Source organism: Martinezella sp. CNPSo 3957 (assembly GCF_057784395.1).
This window is the reverse complement of sequence record NZ_JBXSOU010000001.1, coordinates 951441-965448: the sequence shown is the minus strand read 5'-3', so window position 1 is coordinate 965448 and position 14008 is coordinate 951441. Positions and strand designations below refer to the sequence as shown.

Here is a 14008-nt window from a genome sequence, read left to right as displayed (position 1 = left end):
AATGACGCGTGAAAAGGATCAATCTTCGCCTCTGAGCATCGGCCGCCGCCACTTCCTGGGCGGTGCCGTCGCACTGGGCGCTTTGCCTGCCCTCGCCTCCGGCCTCCTGATGCCGCGCGATGCCCGCGCGCAGGAAGCAAAACGTGGCGGCCATCTGAAGCTTGGCCTCAAGGGCGGCGCCACCGGCGATGCGCTCGATCCGGCGACCTATAGCGCCTCCGTCTTGTTCGTCATTGGCCGCCTCTGGGGCGACACACTTGTCGAATCCGATCCCAAAACCGGCGCTCCGCTGCCGTCGCTGGCAACCTCCTGGACGCCGTCAGCGGATGCATCCGTCTGGACCTTCAAGATCAGGAACGATGTGCAGTTTCACGACGGCAGCAAGATGACGGTCGCCGATATCGTCGCGACACTGAAGCGGCACGCGGACAAGAACTCGCAGTCGGGCGCTCTTGGGCTCATGGCCTCGATCACCGGTATCGAAGAAAAAGCGGGCGATCTTGTTCTGACGCTTTCCGAAGGCAATGCGGACCTGCCGCTCCTTCTCACCGACTATCACCTGATCATCCAGCCGAAGGGTGGCGTCGACAAGCCAGCGGCGGCCATCGGCACCGGCCCTTACATTCTGAAAAGCTTCGAACCGGGCGTTCGCGCAACCTTCGAGAAGAACGCTAGGGATTGGCGCTCCGACCGTGGCTTTGTCGACAGTGTCGAGATCCTCGTCATCAACGACAACACCGCCCGCATTGCAGCGCTTGCCTCCGGCCAGGTGCATTTCGTCAACAATGTCGATCCGAAGACCGTCCCGATGCTGCAGCGGGCACCGACCGTCGAGATCGTCCGCAATGCAGGCAAGGGCTTCTACTGCTTTCTGATGCATTGCGACACGGCGCCCTTCGACAATGCCGATCTGCGGCTTGCGCTGAAATATGCCATCGACCGCCAGTCTATCCTCGACAAGGTTCTGGGCGGCTATGGAACGATCGGCAACGACTATCCAGTCAACTCCAACTACGCGCTTGCGCCGACCGATATCGAGCAGCGGCCATATGATCCGGACAAGGCCGCCTTCCACTTCAAGAAATCGGGCCTCGATCGCCCCGTTCAGCTGCTCACCTCAGATGCAGCCTTTCCGGGCGCCGTGGATGCGGCGATCCTGTTCCAGCAGAGCGCGCGCAAGGCCGGCATCACGATCGACGTCAAGCGCGAACCGGAAGACGGCTACTGGACCAATGTCTGGAACAAGCAGCCCTTCTGCGCCTCCTTCTGGGGCGGTCGTCCGACGCAGGATTCGCGCTACTCAACCTCCTATCTCTCGACCGCGGAATGGAACGACACGCACTTCAAGCGTCCTGACTTCGACAAGTTGGTCCTGCAGGCTCGGTCCGAGCTCGATGAAGCCAAGCGCAAGGTGCTTTATCGACATCTGGCACTGATGGTGCGAGAAGATGGTGGCCTGATCCTGCCCGTCTTCAACGACTACATCATGGCCTCTGCGAAAACGCTGAAGGGATATGTCGACGACATCGGCAACGATATGTCCAACGGCTACATCGGCAGCCGTGTATGGTTTAATGCCTAATTCTCTTCTGGATATATGATCATGGCTGAGCGCAGCTTCACTACCATCGAAAATCAGTGGATCACCCTGAAGGACGGAACGCGGCTTGCCGCGCGCATTTGGATGCCGGATGGCGCGGAGAGCGATCCCGTGCCTGCCGTTTTCGAGTTCCTGCCCTACCGCAAGCGTGACGGGACAAGCCCGCGTGATGAGTCCACCTACCCGGTCTTTGCCGCAGCCGGGATTGCCGGCGTGCGTGTCGACATCCGTGGCTCCGGCGAATCCAGCGGCATCATCGATGGCGAATATACCGAACTGGAGCTTGCCAATGCCTGCGAGCTGATTGCCTGGATCGCAGCACAACCTTGGTCGAACGGTTCTGTCGGCATGATGGGCATTTCCTGGGGCGGCTTCAACTGCCTGCAGGTCGCAGCCCTGAAGCCCCCGGCACTGAAGGCGGTGATTTCGATCGCCTCTACGGTCGATCGTTATAATGACGACATCCACTACAAGAACGGTTGCCATCTCTCCGCCCAGCTTTCCTGGGCGGCGACCATGCTCGGCTATCAGTCTCGCTCACCCGATCCGGCCATCGTTGGTGATGATTGGCGGGATATGTGGCTGGAGCGCCTGGAGCAAGAACCTTTCTTCATGGAGGAATGGCTCCAGCATCAGCGCCGCGATGACTTCTGGCGGCATGGGTCGATCTGCGAAGACTTCGCGAGCTTCGATATTCCCGCCATCGTCATTGCCGGCTGGGCTGACGGTTATCGCAACACGCCTCTGCTGGCCATCGAAGGGCTGGGCGATAAGGCGAAGGCGCTGATTGGCCCATGGGTTCACAAATATCCGCATTTCGCCTGGCCGAAGCCGCGAGTCGATTTCCATGGAGAAGCGATTGCCTGGTGGAACCGCTGGCTGCGCGGCGAGCGCAACGGCGCCGAGACCATGCCATCGGTGCGTGCCTATATTCTTGACGCCGCCAAACCCGCCATGCGGCGTGATTTCGATCCCGGCTTTTGGATCGCCAAGCAAGAATGGCAGCAGCCGGAGATGCAGTGCTTCTATGTCGAGCAGTTCGGTACGCTGATGGAAGGCATGCCGATCCCGCATGCGCCGGAACATCCCGTCTATCTGCGGTCACCGCTCGATACGGGCACGGCCTCCGGCGAATGGTTCACTCTGAAGCCGGACGTGGAGATGGCGATCGATCAGCGTATCGACGACGCCGGGTCGCTGACCTTCCAGACCGCGCCGCTGGTCGAGGACCACGACTATCTCGGCCGCCCCGTCGTCACCTTGACGCTGCGGTGCGACGCCGAAACCGCCAATCTCTGTGCAAGGCTCGTCGATATCCATCCGGACGGTACCGCGACGCGCGTTTCCTTCGGCGTACTCAATCTCGCTCATCGCAACGGCAATGCCGCGCCGGAGCCGCTGAGCAAGGGACAGCAGGTCAGAGTGACGTTAATGCTCGATGCCTGCGGCTATCGTTTCCGCAAGGGGCACCGGATCCGCCTGTCGCTATCAACAGCCTATTGGCCAATGGTGCTGCCGCCGCCGGAAGATCCTGGCCTGACGATCGATATCGCCTCCATCGGCCTTGCGTTGCCTAAGCTCGGCGCGCATGAGATCATCGACATCAAGCAGCCCGACAATCCCGATCCGCTGCCGAAGTATATCGAACATGCACCTGGTTCGACGAAGCGGCAGGTGGTGCGTGATCTTTCGGCCGGCATCACCCGCTATGAAATCCATGAGGATACCGGCCTTTCCGAACATCCCGGCACAGGGCTTTCCACCCGGCAGCTGCGCGAGGAAACCTGGTCGATCACGCCGAACGATCCATTGTCGATGTCCGGCGTCTCGACTTGGACTTGCGACATGCGACGCCCCGGCTGGTTCGTTCGCACGGTAGCGACATCGTCCATATCCTGCACGGCAAAGGACTGGGTCATCAGCGCCTCGGTCGTTGCTTGTGAGGGCGAGACCGAGATTTTCAGGAAGACATTCGAGGAGAAGCGCATCGCGCGCGACCTGATGTAGGTCAGCTCGACCCCGCAAACCGGCTTGCCGCTGCGCAGATGGCGGCAAAGCCGGCCTGCGCGCCTTCACTCATATGCCGTGCCCTCAGCCAGGCATGCACCATCTGCGGCTCCTCACGAAACCAAACCTCCACACCCGCCTGCGCCAGACGGGCCGCATAGTTGCGGCCGTCGTCGCGCAGAGGATCGTAATGGGCCACTGTAATGAAGGCGGGCGGAAGACCAGCCGCGGATGACAAGGCAAGCGGCCCCGAGACCGGATCGCCTTCCGGCGCCTGCAGAATAGTGCGGTAATAGGCGACATCGGCCGTCGTCAGGCCCGGCGCCTCGGCCATCTCCTCATAGGAGCCGGAGACGAGATCGCCGCCGAGTGCGGGATAGATCAGGATCTGGCCGACAATGCCCGAAAGCCTCTCGGCTTGCGCCCGCACCGCCAATCCGGCCGCCAGATTACCGCCGGCACTGTCGCCGATCAGCACGACCGACTTCTTCTCGGCGAGCAGCTGTTTGAGGACACTGAAACAATCATCCGTCTGTGCCGGCCAGCGATATTCCGGTGCCAGCCGATAATCGACCGAGATCAGCTCGGCGCCGGCATGATCGGCGATCTCCGCGCAGATCGCATGATGGCTCTCGAGCGAACCGACGACGAAGCCGCCGCCATGGAGATAGAGGAGCTTCGTTGTCGTACGGATATTGGCGGGCTTGTAATGCCTGACGGGAACCGTTCCGGATACAAGATCATCCGCGGTCTGCATGCCCTCCGGTAAAGGGTGATCGAAACGAGCACAGAGTGCGTCATACCATTGACGCTGCTGGACGATGGAGGCCGTTACCGCATCCGGCGGATAGAAGGAATCGCAGATCTCCATGAACTGCAAGATGCCGGCTTCGCTCGGCATAGGACGTTCAGCAGAGGTCATCGGATATCCTCGATTCGTGCCAATAGATCGACACTACGCGGCGATGCAACCGAACGCTTATCTGCCGACGGCCAGCACCGCCGCGATGGCGACATCTACCGACTGTGCCGAGTTCAATCGGCCGCAAATACGCTGCTCGACATCAGAGAAAAACCCGTCGGCATCTGCATGCATTGCGCATTGGACCATGTGAGCATTGCAAGCGCGAGAGCCGCGCCAATCACAAGCCGAAGCATGATATTTCCCCATCCGTGTTGCTGCCGTCGCGAGGTCAGTTCCGTCGCGGGGCATTCGATCGTTAGGCCGGTGCCGTGGAAACGGCAGGGTTCCGTCTATACTGACCTCGTGCGGCTGACTTATGGCCAAGCCATGGCAAGTGCTAGGTGCTCGCGAGCGATCCGCTCGGGCTGGCCCGACCGCGGGGCTGGACCTTCACCTGGCGTAATATTGCTCGTCCGTCACCTGCTCCAGCCAATCCACCACCTTGCCGTCAAGGTGTTCGTGGATGGCGATATGGGTCATGGCTGTCGTCGGCGAAGCGCCGTGCCAATGCTTCTCGCCCGGCTCGAACCAGACGATATCCCCGGGGCGGATCTCCTCAACCGGGCCGCCTTCGCGCTGAACGAGACCCAGGCCCGCGGTGACGATCAAAGTCTGACCGCGCGGGTGGGTATGCCACGCAGTTCTTGCGCCGGGTTCAAACGTGACGCTGCTGGCCGCGGCTCGCCGCGCATCATTAGCCGCAAAGACCGGGTCGATGCGGACTGTACCGGTGAACCAGTCCGAAGGGCCTTTGCCGGAGGGCTGCGCGCCGTTCCTCGTGATATCCATGATGACCATCCTTTCCTGCAATGAGCCATGACGGCTCGGCTGCATGAGGGCAATTTAGCCCGCAATTGACAAAGCGGTAGGGGGCCATCTGCGTATAGACTTATGAATTGGAGCAATAAATGTCGTTTCTCGCCGGACTTACGACGCCATCAAGGCCCGGATGCTGCGATCTGCCGATTGTAGCAGCTCGAAAGCTTCGTAACGCCGTGCATGCAACGCCTTGACGGCACCGTCCGCCGGCTCGAACTTCTTCGCCAGTCGCGACATGGTTGTCATGGCTTCCAAGAGCGAACCGCAATGTCCGCCCGCCGTCGCGCCGAGCATGGCCGCACCGAGAAGAACCGGCTCCTCCGTATCGGCGACGGCGACAAGTCTGCCGGTCGTATCCGCGAGAAGCTGACGCACCAATCCGCTCTGGGCAGCACCACCGCTGGCGATAATCAGATCGCAGGCGACGCCGTCCTTCGCCAGCTTTTCGAGCAACTGCTTGAGGCCATAGCCGATACCGCAGAGGCCGGCGATGTACAGAGCGATGAGATCGTCGATGCCAGTCTCCAGCCCGAGGCCGGAGATGACGGCGCGTGCATCGGGATCAGCATAGGGTGAGCGGTTGCCGAGAAATTCGGGAACCACTTGGATGGATTGCGCGAGCTTCACGGCGTTGGACGCGTTGCCGCTCGTCTGCATAGCCTGCCGATCAAGCCAGGCGACCAGCGACAAGCCCTCCGCCTCGGCCTTCTGACGCGCCTCACCGGCGGCCGGATGCATGGTAACGAGATGATCGATCGCGGCACCGGCAGCGGATTGACCGCCTTCGGTCAGCCAGAGGCCGGGCACCATGGCCGAATAATAGGGTCCCCAAACGCCATCGACGAAGATGGCCGCTTCGCTCGATGCCATCGAGCAGGCGGATGTGCCGAAGATATAGGCGAGCCTGCTCCTGACATCGGCTTTACCATCCGGTCCCTGCCCGCCCAGCGTGCCGACACCGCCGGCATGCGCGTCGATGAGCGAGGCGCCGACGGGCGTACCAACGGCAAGGCCAAGATCGCGGGCGGCGCTTTCGTTCAAGCCCTCGCCAAGCGCCGTACCCGGCTCGACGATCTCGGTGCCGATCCGCACAAAACCTTCGTCCGCCAGCTCACCAAGGCCGATATCCTTGAAATATTGCGCGTCCCAGCGCTTTTCGTGGGCCAGATAGGTCCACTTGCACGTCACCGTGCAGACCGATCTCTGCAGCGAACCCGTCGCGCGCCAGGTCAGATAATCGGCAAGATCGAAGAAATGATCAGTTGCCGCAAAGGAGCGCGGCAGATTTCGCTTCAGCCACAAAAGCTTCGGCGTCTCCATCTCGGGTGAGATGCGGCCGCCGACATAGCGCAGCACGGGATAGTTTCGGGCATTGATCTCCGCCGCCTCGCCGGCCGCGCGATGATCCATCCAGACGATGATGTTGCGATCGGCGTCGCCCGAGGGGCCGACTGGCACGGGCTGACCATCCGCCTTGACGGCGACCAGCGAGCAGGTTGCATCGAAGCCGATGCCGGAGACATCAGCGGCTGCGATCTTCGCGGCTGCGACAGCCTCTTTGACGCTGTCGCGAACAGCCTGCCATATCTGCTCGCTCGATTGTTCGACGATGCTGCCGGCCTCGTGCCAGATGGTGATCGGCCGCTTCGCCGCGGCGAGCAGATGGCCACGCGCATCGAACACTCCAGCCCGGGCGCTGCCCGTGCCGACATCGATGCCGATGAAATAAGGTGCCGTCATCAGAGATCCGTACTCAAGGGCAGGATCACCAGATCCCGGATTACGATGTTACGCGGTCTCGATAGCATGAAGACCACCGCCTCCGCCACTTCGGTCGCCTCCATCAGGCCGCCTGCGGCGATCGCCTCGTCAAGCTTTGCCTGCGGCCAATCGCTGATCAGCGCCGTCACCACCGGCCCCGGCGCCACGGCGCCGACGCGGATGCCATGCTTGGCGACCTGGCGCCGCACCGTGTGCGTAAAGGCCTGCACGGCATGTTTGGACGCCGTGTAGATCGGCTCCCAGACCACCGGCACCAGGCCGGCGATCGAACTCGTCATGATGATATCGCCCGTTTTGCGCTCGATCATGTGCGGTAACACCATGCGGACCGAACGGAAGGCTGCATTGATATTCAGATCCAGCATCCGGTCCCAGGCATCGGGATCGCCTTCTGCAACCTCGCCGCCGATATAGGCGCCGGCATTGGCATGGAAGATATCGAGCTTGCCAAATTTGCCGAGAATCTGCGGCATCATCGTTGCCACACTCTCGGGATTCAAGAGATCGACGACGACGGGAAAGGCGTTCGGCCCCAGTTCGGAGCAAAGGCTTTTCAGGCTATCTTCGGCCCGGTCGACGAGGGCGACGCTGGCGCCCTCGTTCAATAGCGATTTGGCGCATTCCAGGCCAATTCCGGACGCAGCCCCGGTGATGGCGGCAACCTTGCCGGCGAAATCCTGTCTCATGACAATCCTTACCTTCTTGAAGAAATCAGCCGCGCCCATGCGAGGCGCGGGAACGACGGGCGAGCGAGTCGACGATGACGGCAATGGCAAGAACTGCGCCTGTAATCATGTAGCGAAGCGCCGACGACAGATCGAGCATGGTGAGGCCGCTGGCGATCGACTGGATGACGATAATGCCGAGCAGTGCCGAATAGGCGCTGCCGCGGCCGCCGAAGAGGCTGGTGCCGCCGATGACAGCCGCCGCGATCGCATTCAGATTGACGTCGCCGCTGCCCGCCTGCTGGCTGGCCGAGGCCAGGCGTGCTGCTGCGAGCACACCGCCAAGGGCTGCGAACATCGCGCAAAGCACGAAGGCGCTGGTATAGATCCTGCGTACATTGATGCCTGCGCGCCGCGCCGCTTCGCGATTGCCGCCGACGGCGGACATCGATCGGCCCCATTGCGTGCGCGTCAGCGCATAATTCATGACGATGGCGAGCACCACGAACAGGGCGAACATCCAGGGAATGCCACGATCCTGATTGAGATAGAAGGCGACGAATTCCAAGGCCACGGTAATGACGGCCGCCTTCGCCAGCAGGCCACCGACGGAGGGCGCGGAGAGGTTCGCCTGCTTGCGCCGCCGCACGGTGCCCAAGCCGGTCAACAGCAGGACCGCACCCGGAATAAGCGCGAAGGCATACGCAAGCGGTCGAGGAATGACGAGAAGCTGGCCGAAGTTCACGATGGCCGAGCCATAGGGCAGATTAATCGAACCCGTCGCTCCAAGCAGATAGAGTTGCATGCCGAGTACAGCGAGAAGGCCTGCCAATGTGGCAACGAAACTCGGCATGCCCAGCCGGTTGAACAGTACGGCATAGATGGCGCCGATCACGCCGCCGACGACGAGCGCCGCCAGGATCGCCAAGGCCACCGGCCAGCCCTCATTCACCCAGAGCATACCGACCATGGCCGAGGCGAAGCCGCTGATTGAACCCACCGAAAGATCGATCTCGCCGACCATCAGCACACAGACAATACCGAGCGAGATGATGCCGACGGTCGACGCGTCGAACAGCAGGTTTGCCAGGTTGTTGCTCGAAAGGAAGGTCGGGTTGAGTGTGCCGAACACTGTCCAGATGATGACGAGCCCAACGACGACGGGCAACGATCCGAGATCGCCGGAGCGCACCTTGTCGATGGAGGAGCGGATCGTGGCCGCAAGCCCGGTATCATGATTGACGCGAACGTCGCTGCGGTCGAGCAGCAGGGTGGATTGCTTGCCATTCTCGCTCATGGCTGGCCCCCTTCTCTGAGTTCCTGTTGGGCCTGACGTCGCCCTGCCCGTCGCGACACGGCGTTTTCCGTGGCTCCGGTGATGGCGCTGACGAGTTCCTGATTTGACGTGTCGGGATAGAAAATCCCGTTATTGCGGCCGAGGCGCAGCACGACGATACGGTCGGCGACGGCGCGCACATCCTCCATATTGTGGCTGATCATGATGACGCCGAGGCCCTTGTCGCGGACGCGTTCGATGAGGTTCAGCACTTCGGCGGTTTGTGCGACGCCCAGCGCTGCGGTCGGCTCGTCGAGCATGATGAGTTTCGGCTCAAGCAGCAGCGAACGCGCGATCGCCACCGTTTGCCGCTGGCCGCCGGAAAGCGATGCGATCGGGATGCGCACGCTCGGGATGCGCGCCGCGAGCTCATTGAGCAGCGTCCAGGCGCGAACCTCCATGGCGGTTTCGTCAAGCTTCAGCGGGCTCAGCTCCCGGCCGAGGAAAATGTTGGCGACGACATCGAGGTTCTCGCAAAGCGCCAGGTCCTGAAAGACCGTGGCGATACCGAGATCGAGCGCCGTTGCGGGATCGCTGAGGGTCACCTGCTTGCCGCGGAATGTGATCGTGCCTGCACTCGGTTGATGGACACCGGCCAGAACCTTGACGAGCGTCGATTTGCCCGCGCCATTGTCGCCGACAAGCGCCACGACTTCGCCGGCATGCACATCGAGGTTGATATCCGTCAGTGCCGAGACGGCGCCGAAGTGCTTGGAGACCCCCTTGAGGCTGAGCACAAGCTCGCCGGACGGGGCTCTATGATCGGAAGCGTCACTCATGACCAGCCACCTTCTCGGGTTGAAATGCTATCGGATGCGTTTTGCCTCCGACCGCCGAAGCGGCCGGAGACTGGGAGGAGCAGCTCTCAGCTGCCGATACCGAGCTTCTTGCAGCCATCGGCATAGCGGTCGTTGCAGAGCTGTTCCGGAGTCTGGATCGGCTTGCCGTTGACGGTCTTGTCGATGATCTCGGCCTTCAGGTTTTCGGACGTGACCAGGGCCGGTGTGAACAACTTGGTCGGCGTGTCGAAGAGCTTCGTGTCGGCCTTCGGCGTCCCGCCAGAGAGCAGTTCGATCGCGACATTGGCAGCGGCGGCAGCCACGATCTCGCTCGGCTTGGAGATGGTATTGTACTGATCGCCGGAAATGATGAGCTGCAGGCCGGCGATGGTCGCGTCGTTGCCGGTGACCGGCGGAGCAGGATCGAAGCCCGCGGCCTTGAAGGCGGCGACAGCGGCACCACCGGTGCCGTCATTGGCAGCAACAACGCCGAGGATCTTCTTGCCGAAGCGGGTGATCTGGCCGCTTGCCCATTGCTGCGCCTTCGGCGGCGCCCATTCCGGCGTGTCGAACTCCGCAAGCACTGGATAGCCGCCATCGGCGAGACCGGCATGGATGCCCTTCTTGATCAGGCCGGCGGCAGCATCGGTGGGCGAGCCATTGATTTCGAGAAGACCGCCATCACCTGCCTTAACGCCCTTTGCCTTCAGATGATCGACCAGCGATTTGGCAATCATCTTGCCGATCTCCTCATTGTTGAAGGAGACATAGTAGTCGGCAGCGGCCGAAGGGATCGGGCGGTCGTAGGCGATGACCTTCACACCCTGGCTTTGTGCGAGCTTCACCAGCGAAGCGGCGGCAGTGGAATCGACCGGATCGAGCACGATTGCCTTCGCACCCTGCGAGATCGCCGAATTGAACTGCTGCTGCTGACGCGAAGCATCGCCATTGGCGTTTTGATAGATGACCTTGCAGCCGGCGCAGAGCTTCTTCATTTCCGCCTGGAAGCCAGGGAAATCATGCTCTTCATAGCGCGTCGAGCTCTGGTCGGGCATCAGGAAAGCGACGGTCGTATCCGTCACCTTGGCGGATTGCGCAAAGGCGGACGTACTGGCCAAAAGACCAACCGCGAGCGTGGCTGCGCCGGCGATTTTCAGTGCGAAATGGTTCATTGGAATTTCTCCGTTCCAAATGGTAATGGTTTCCCTCGATCATCACGGCTGTCCGCACGCGATGCTCTTGTTTGGCTGTCCGGCAACGGCCATCCGGCCGACGCGGCGGTAATTTTGGACAAGCCTTCTCCTTCGGACGGCAAAGGTGCCTGCCCGTTCGCTTGCCCTGAATTTTGTCTCTCCTCCCTGTCCTCCCTTGTGTTAGGCGGCCTCCACCGCGCGTGCGTGCTGTGCCAAGAGCGACCTGAACCGGGAGGGCGCCATGCCCTTCAGATCCAGAAAACGCCGATTGAAGTTCGAGATATTGTTGAAGCCCGCTGCAAAGCAGATGTCGGTGATCGTCATGTCAGCCTTGCTCATCAAAAGATGGCAGGCGAAGTTGATGCGCAGCCGATTGACATATTGCACCAGCGCCATGCCGGTATGGCGGCGGAAGCTGCGCGAAAAGGCGCTCGGGCTCTGGCCGGTCAATTCGGCCAGATCGCACTCGCTGAACGGCTCGGTCAGATGCGCATTGATGTAAGCCAGCGCCTGGTTGACACCCGCCGACATGAAGCCGGAGGGATCCGGCTGATAGCCGGCGCTGGCGAGCGTGCGCGTGCCTTCAGCCCGGCTCATCGCATCAAGAATGTTCATGAACAGCTCGATACGCCGGATACCGGTTGCCTCGACAAGTTCGCCGAGGATCGGGCCGACGATGACAGCCGTCTCAGGCGTGAAGAGCGCACCGCGGCGGCTCGTTTCAAGAATACCTGCGCAGGCCGATAGTTCGGGGAAGACCTTGCTCGCATCGGCAAAGAAGGATTCGGAAAATTGCAGCACGCGGCAGCGCAGCGGCAAGGTAACGCCGACGGGCACATCGCTCACCCAATTATGCGGCAGGTTCGGTCCCGTCAGCACCAGATTGCCCGGCTCGAACTCGCCGATGAAGTCGCCGATGAAATATTGGCCCGTCGTCGCGACGACGTGGTGGATTTCATATTCAGGATGGAAATGCCAGCGAACGGTGCGGTAGGGATAGCCGTGTTCCCAGGCCTTGAAGGATTCTCCACTGCCGATCGCGACCACTTCCAAATCGGGGTTCATCGGCAAGCCTCCTTTCCATCCGTCCGCGTTGCAACGGTTGCGGCGCCTCCTCCCAGAGGCCATCACGTCTTCTATGTGGTAAACCTACCCCTCATAAGCGCCCGCCGCTACTACGCCTTGTACGCCCGACTGATACTTTTTTGACTTGAAGGGTGACTTATTTGGCGAAATGTGCAGTGCGGCATAGGCGCTGCGATGCCGAAGGGTCGATATCCGGCATCGAGCGCCGAGAATTTCGCTTTGATCCGAGGCGTCAAGGGTGCCTTCGGCGGGCGCTTGCGGTCCGCTGGTTTCGTTATTTCTGCTTCCCTTGATCATGATGCCACTTAATGGCGAAGAACATGCCCGTGCCTAACACGAGAACCTTGAACAAGATGAAGACTAAAGGGAACCAATCCCACATTTCGGATATTTCCAGGCTAATTGACACTATTTATCGTGAGGAGCACCACCTCGAAACTGATGCTCTGGCCGCTTTTTTTGTTCAAACCATCGTCGAATCCAACTTCGATCATAACATTCCCGCCCACACGGCACAGTGGCGCCATCATCCATCTCGCCGCGACGGTCATCAATTCGAGATGAGGCCCACAGACCTTAGCTCGCCGAATGCGGCGTCTCGGTTGCCGGCAGGCGGACGAGCTTACCTTCCTCGGCCTTGTAGAAGTACTGACTGGCGACAAGCCAGCCCTTCAGGGGGCGTAGAGGTGGGATGCAGGTCGCCAGCATGAAGGGGCCAGTCAACAGAAACTGCACCCAGACCGGAGCGGAGAAGGCCACCTCCAGCCAGACGCCGAGAAGAACGCTCGGGATACAGGCGAAACAGATGACGAAAAATGCCGGGCCGTCGGCCGGATCGGCAAAGGAATAGTCAAGCCCACACGCCTCGCATCGTTTGCGCAGGGTCAGAAATCCGTCGAACATGCGCCCCTGACCACAGCGCGGGCAGCGGCACCGGAGACCAGTCTGCAATGGGCTCAGCGGGGGATAGTCAATATCCATGACATTACTCCTGATTCAATCTCTCAAGCGAATGCAATCAATTAGTAAATTGAATGCATGCAATATATGTATAATGAATGGAATGATCGAGTCCAGTTGTCAGAATGACGCAGCTGCTTCCGGGCAAAGTGGGATAAACCGATGCCACACGGCGACGGAGCGAGCAGATATGCATGGTTTGGTTTGCATCATGGCGGCGGCGAGACTTGACGAATCCCGCCATTATCGATGTGCTGAATATTCGTATGCTCGCCGTGCTCGTCGCAAGTTTAACCGGACAGATGCCAGTGACGCTAAGAACGACTGCGGCCAGGGCGTTTTGGGAGAATGCAATGTATGACAATATCATTTGTGCCATTGGGCTTGGCTCACGCGAACGCGCCGAGCGCCTGTTGCGCACATCCCACGCACTTCTGTCTCCAGACGGCGAATTGACGGTCGCTCACGTTATCGAACGCTTCCTCTCGGGACGGGAAAGCCCGGACGAATGGACTGTCTCAGCGATCACGGAAGCCGAGGAAAAGCTCAATGCCTTGTGCAGGCGTCTCGGCATTACCGCGACCATCGATGTGCGCATGGGCACGGCATCGACGACGCTGCTGACCATCGCCAAGGAGAGGAAGGCCGATCTGATTATCCTCGCAACGCATACGTCCGATATCATCGATCGCATATTCGGTTCGACGGTCGAATACGTCATCCGCCATGCGGAATGCTCCGTCCTTGTCGAGCGAGCCGACAAATCGCATGACGATATCGCTGGGAAAGCGGATACGGCGAAGAAGGCATAACGCTC

General features: G+C 60.8%; 12 protein-coding genes. 3 read left to right on the top strand and 9 right to left on the bottom strand.

All coding sequences use genetic code 11. The annotated features are described in order from the left end of the window. Position 1 precedes the first annotated feature (1 nt). The gene (locus tag AC13QE_RS04510) at positions 2-1582 is read left to right on the top strand and encodes an ABC transporter substrate-binding protein (RefSeq protein ID WP_488482753.1); all 1581 of its coding nucleotides are present in this window, start codon (positions 2-4) and stop codon (positions 1580-1582) included. A gap of 21 nt (positions 1583-1603) precedes the next feature. After that, positions 1604-3607 (top strand): CocE/NonD family hydrolase, encoded by a 2004-nt coding sequence (locus tag AC13QE_RS04505; protein WP_488482752.1) that lies wholly within the window; start codon positions 1604-1606, stop codon positions 3605-3607. A 1-nt stretch (position 3608) separates the two neighbouring features. Here AC13QE_RS04505 and AC13QE_RS04500 read toward each other — a convergent pair whose 3' ends face one another. The 9 genes from AC13QE_RS04500 to AC13QE_RS04460 all read right to left on the bottom strand — a co-directional run bounded on the left by AC13QE_RS04500 (position 3609) and on the right by AC13QE_RS04460 (position 13212). Next, complete coding sequence (locus AC13QE_RS04500) at positions 3609-4529, bottom strand: alpha/beta hydrolase (RefSeq protein WP_488482751.1); 921 nt, start codon at positions 4527-4529, stop codon at positions 3609-3611. Positions 4530-4961: 432 nt separating this feature from the next. After that, the gene (locus tag AC13QE_RS04495; protein ID WP_488482750.1) at positions 4962-5360 is read right to left on the bottom strand and encodes a (R)-mandelonitrile lyase; all 399 of its coding nucleotides are present in this window, start codon (positions 5358-5360) and stop codon (positions 4962-4964) included. Positions 5361-5498: 138 nt separating this feature from the next. Next, positions 5499-7130 carry an FGGY-family carbohydrate kinase gene (locus tag AC13QE_RS04490; RefSeq protein WP_488482749.1) on the bottom strand — a complete coding sequence of 544 codons (1632 nt, stop codon included), beginning with the start codon at positions 7128-7130 and terminating at the stop codon, positions 5499-5501. After that, positions 7130-7858, bottom strand: coding sequence for an SDR family oxidoreductase (locus AC13QE_RS04485; protein ID WP_488482748.1), 729 nt, complete (start codon positions 7856-7858; stop codon positions 7130-7132). The genes AC13QE_RS04490 and AC13QE_RS04485 overlap by 1 nt, the downstream gene beginning before the upstream one ends. A 25-nt stretch (positions 7859-7883) precedes the next feature. Beyond that, positions 7884-9134, bottom strand: a complete 1251-nt coding sequence (locus tag AC13QE_RS04480) for a sugar ABC transporter permease (RefSeq protein WP_488482747.1) — start codon at positions 9132-9134, stop codon at positions 7884-7886. Then, positions 9131-9952, bottom strand: coding sequence for an ATP-binding cassette domain-containing protein (locus tag AC13QE_RS04475; protein ID WP_112337216.1), 822 nt, complete (start codon positions 9950-9952; stop codon positions 9131-9133). The genes AC13QE_RS04480 and AC13QE_RS04475 overlap by 4 nt, the downstream gene beginning before the upstream one ends. Before the next feature lie 86 nt (positions 9953-10038). Next, positions 10039-11124, bottom strand: coding sequence for an ABC transporter substrate-binding protein (locus tag AC13QE_RS04470; protein WP_488482746.1), 1086 nt, complete (start codon positions 11122-11124; stop codon positions 10039-10041). Between the two features lie 201 nt (positions 11125-11325). Continuing rightward, a complete protein-coding gene (locus AC13QE_RS04465; RefSeq protein WP_488482745.1) occupies positions 11326-12210 on the bottom strand; it encodes a cupin domain-containing protein in 885 nt (294 codons plus the stop codon). A 597-nt stretch (positions 12211-12807) separates the two neighbouring features. Then, entirely contained in the window at positions 12808-13212 is a 405-nt protein-coding gene (locus AC13QE_RS04460; protein WP_112337219.1) for a DUF983 domain-containing protein, read from the bottom strand. Positions 13213-13544: 332 nt separating this feature from the next. On the opposite strand from AC13QE_RS04460, the gene AC13QE_RS04455 reads away from it, so the two are divergent. After that, positions 13545-14003 (top strand): universal stress protein, encoded by a 459-nt coding sequence (locus AC13QE_RS04455; RefSeq protein WP_488482744.1) that lies wholly within the window; start codon positions 13545-13547, stop codon positions 14001-14003. The last annotated feature ends 5 nt before the right edge of the window (positions 14004-14008 follow it).

Excerpts from the sequence above, each read along its gene's own strand:
- AC13QE_RS04510 (WP_488482753.1), top strand. The coding sequence starts at position 2 with ATGACGCGTGAAAAGGATCAATCTTCGCCTCTGAGCATCGGCCGCCGC.
- AC13QE_RS04505 (WP_488482752.1), top strand. The coding sequence starts at position 1,604 with ATGGCTGAGCGCAGCTTCACTACCATCGAAAATCAGTGGATCACCCTG.
- AC13QE_RS04500 (WP_488482751.1), bottom strand. The coding sequence starts at position 4,529 with ATGACCTCTGCTGAACGTCCTATGCCGAGCGAAGCCGGCATCTTGCAG.
- AC13QE_RS04495 (WP_488482750.1), bottom strand. The coding sequence starts at position 5,360 with ATGGATATCACGAGGAACGGCGCGCAGCCCTCCGGCAAAGGCCCTTCG.
- AC13QE_RS04490 (WP_488482749.1), bottom strand. The coding sequence starts at position 7,130 with ATGACGGCACCTTATTTCATCGGCATCGATGTCGGCACGGGCAGCGCC.
- AC13QE_RS04485 (WP_488482748.1), bottom strand. The coding sequence starts at position 7,858 with ATGAGACAGGATTTCGCCGGCAAGGTTGCCGCCATCACCGGGGCTGCG.
- AC13QE_RS04480 (WP_488482747.1), bottom strand. The coding sequence starts at position 9,134 with ATGAGCGAGAATGGCAAGCAATCCACCCTGCTGCTCGACCGCAGCGAC.
- AC13QE_RS04475 (WP_112337216.1), bottom strand. The coding sequence starts at position 9,952 with ATGAGTGACGCTTCCGATCATAGAGCCCCGTCCGGCGAGCTTGTGCTC.
- AC13QE_RS04470 (WP_488482746.1), bottom strand. The coding sequence starts at position 11,124 with ATGAACCATTTCGCACTGAAAATCGCCGGCGCAGCCACGCTCGCGGTT.
- AC13QE_RS04465 (WP_488482745.1), bottom strand. The coding sequence starts at position 12,210 with ATGAACCCCGATTTGGAAGTGGTCGCGATCGGCAGTGGAGAATCCTTC.
- AC13QE_RS04460 (WP_112337219.1), bottom strand. The coding sequence starts at position 13,212 with ATGGATATTGACTATCCCCCGCTGAGCCCATTGCAGACTGGTCTCCGG.
- AC13QE_RS04455 (WP_488482744.1), top strand. The coding sequence starts at position 13,545 with ATGTATGACAATATCATTTGTGCCATTGGGCTTGGCTCACGCGAACGC.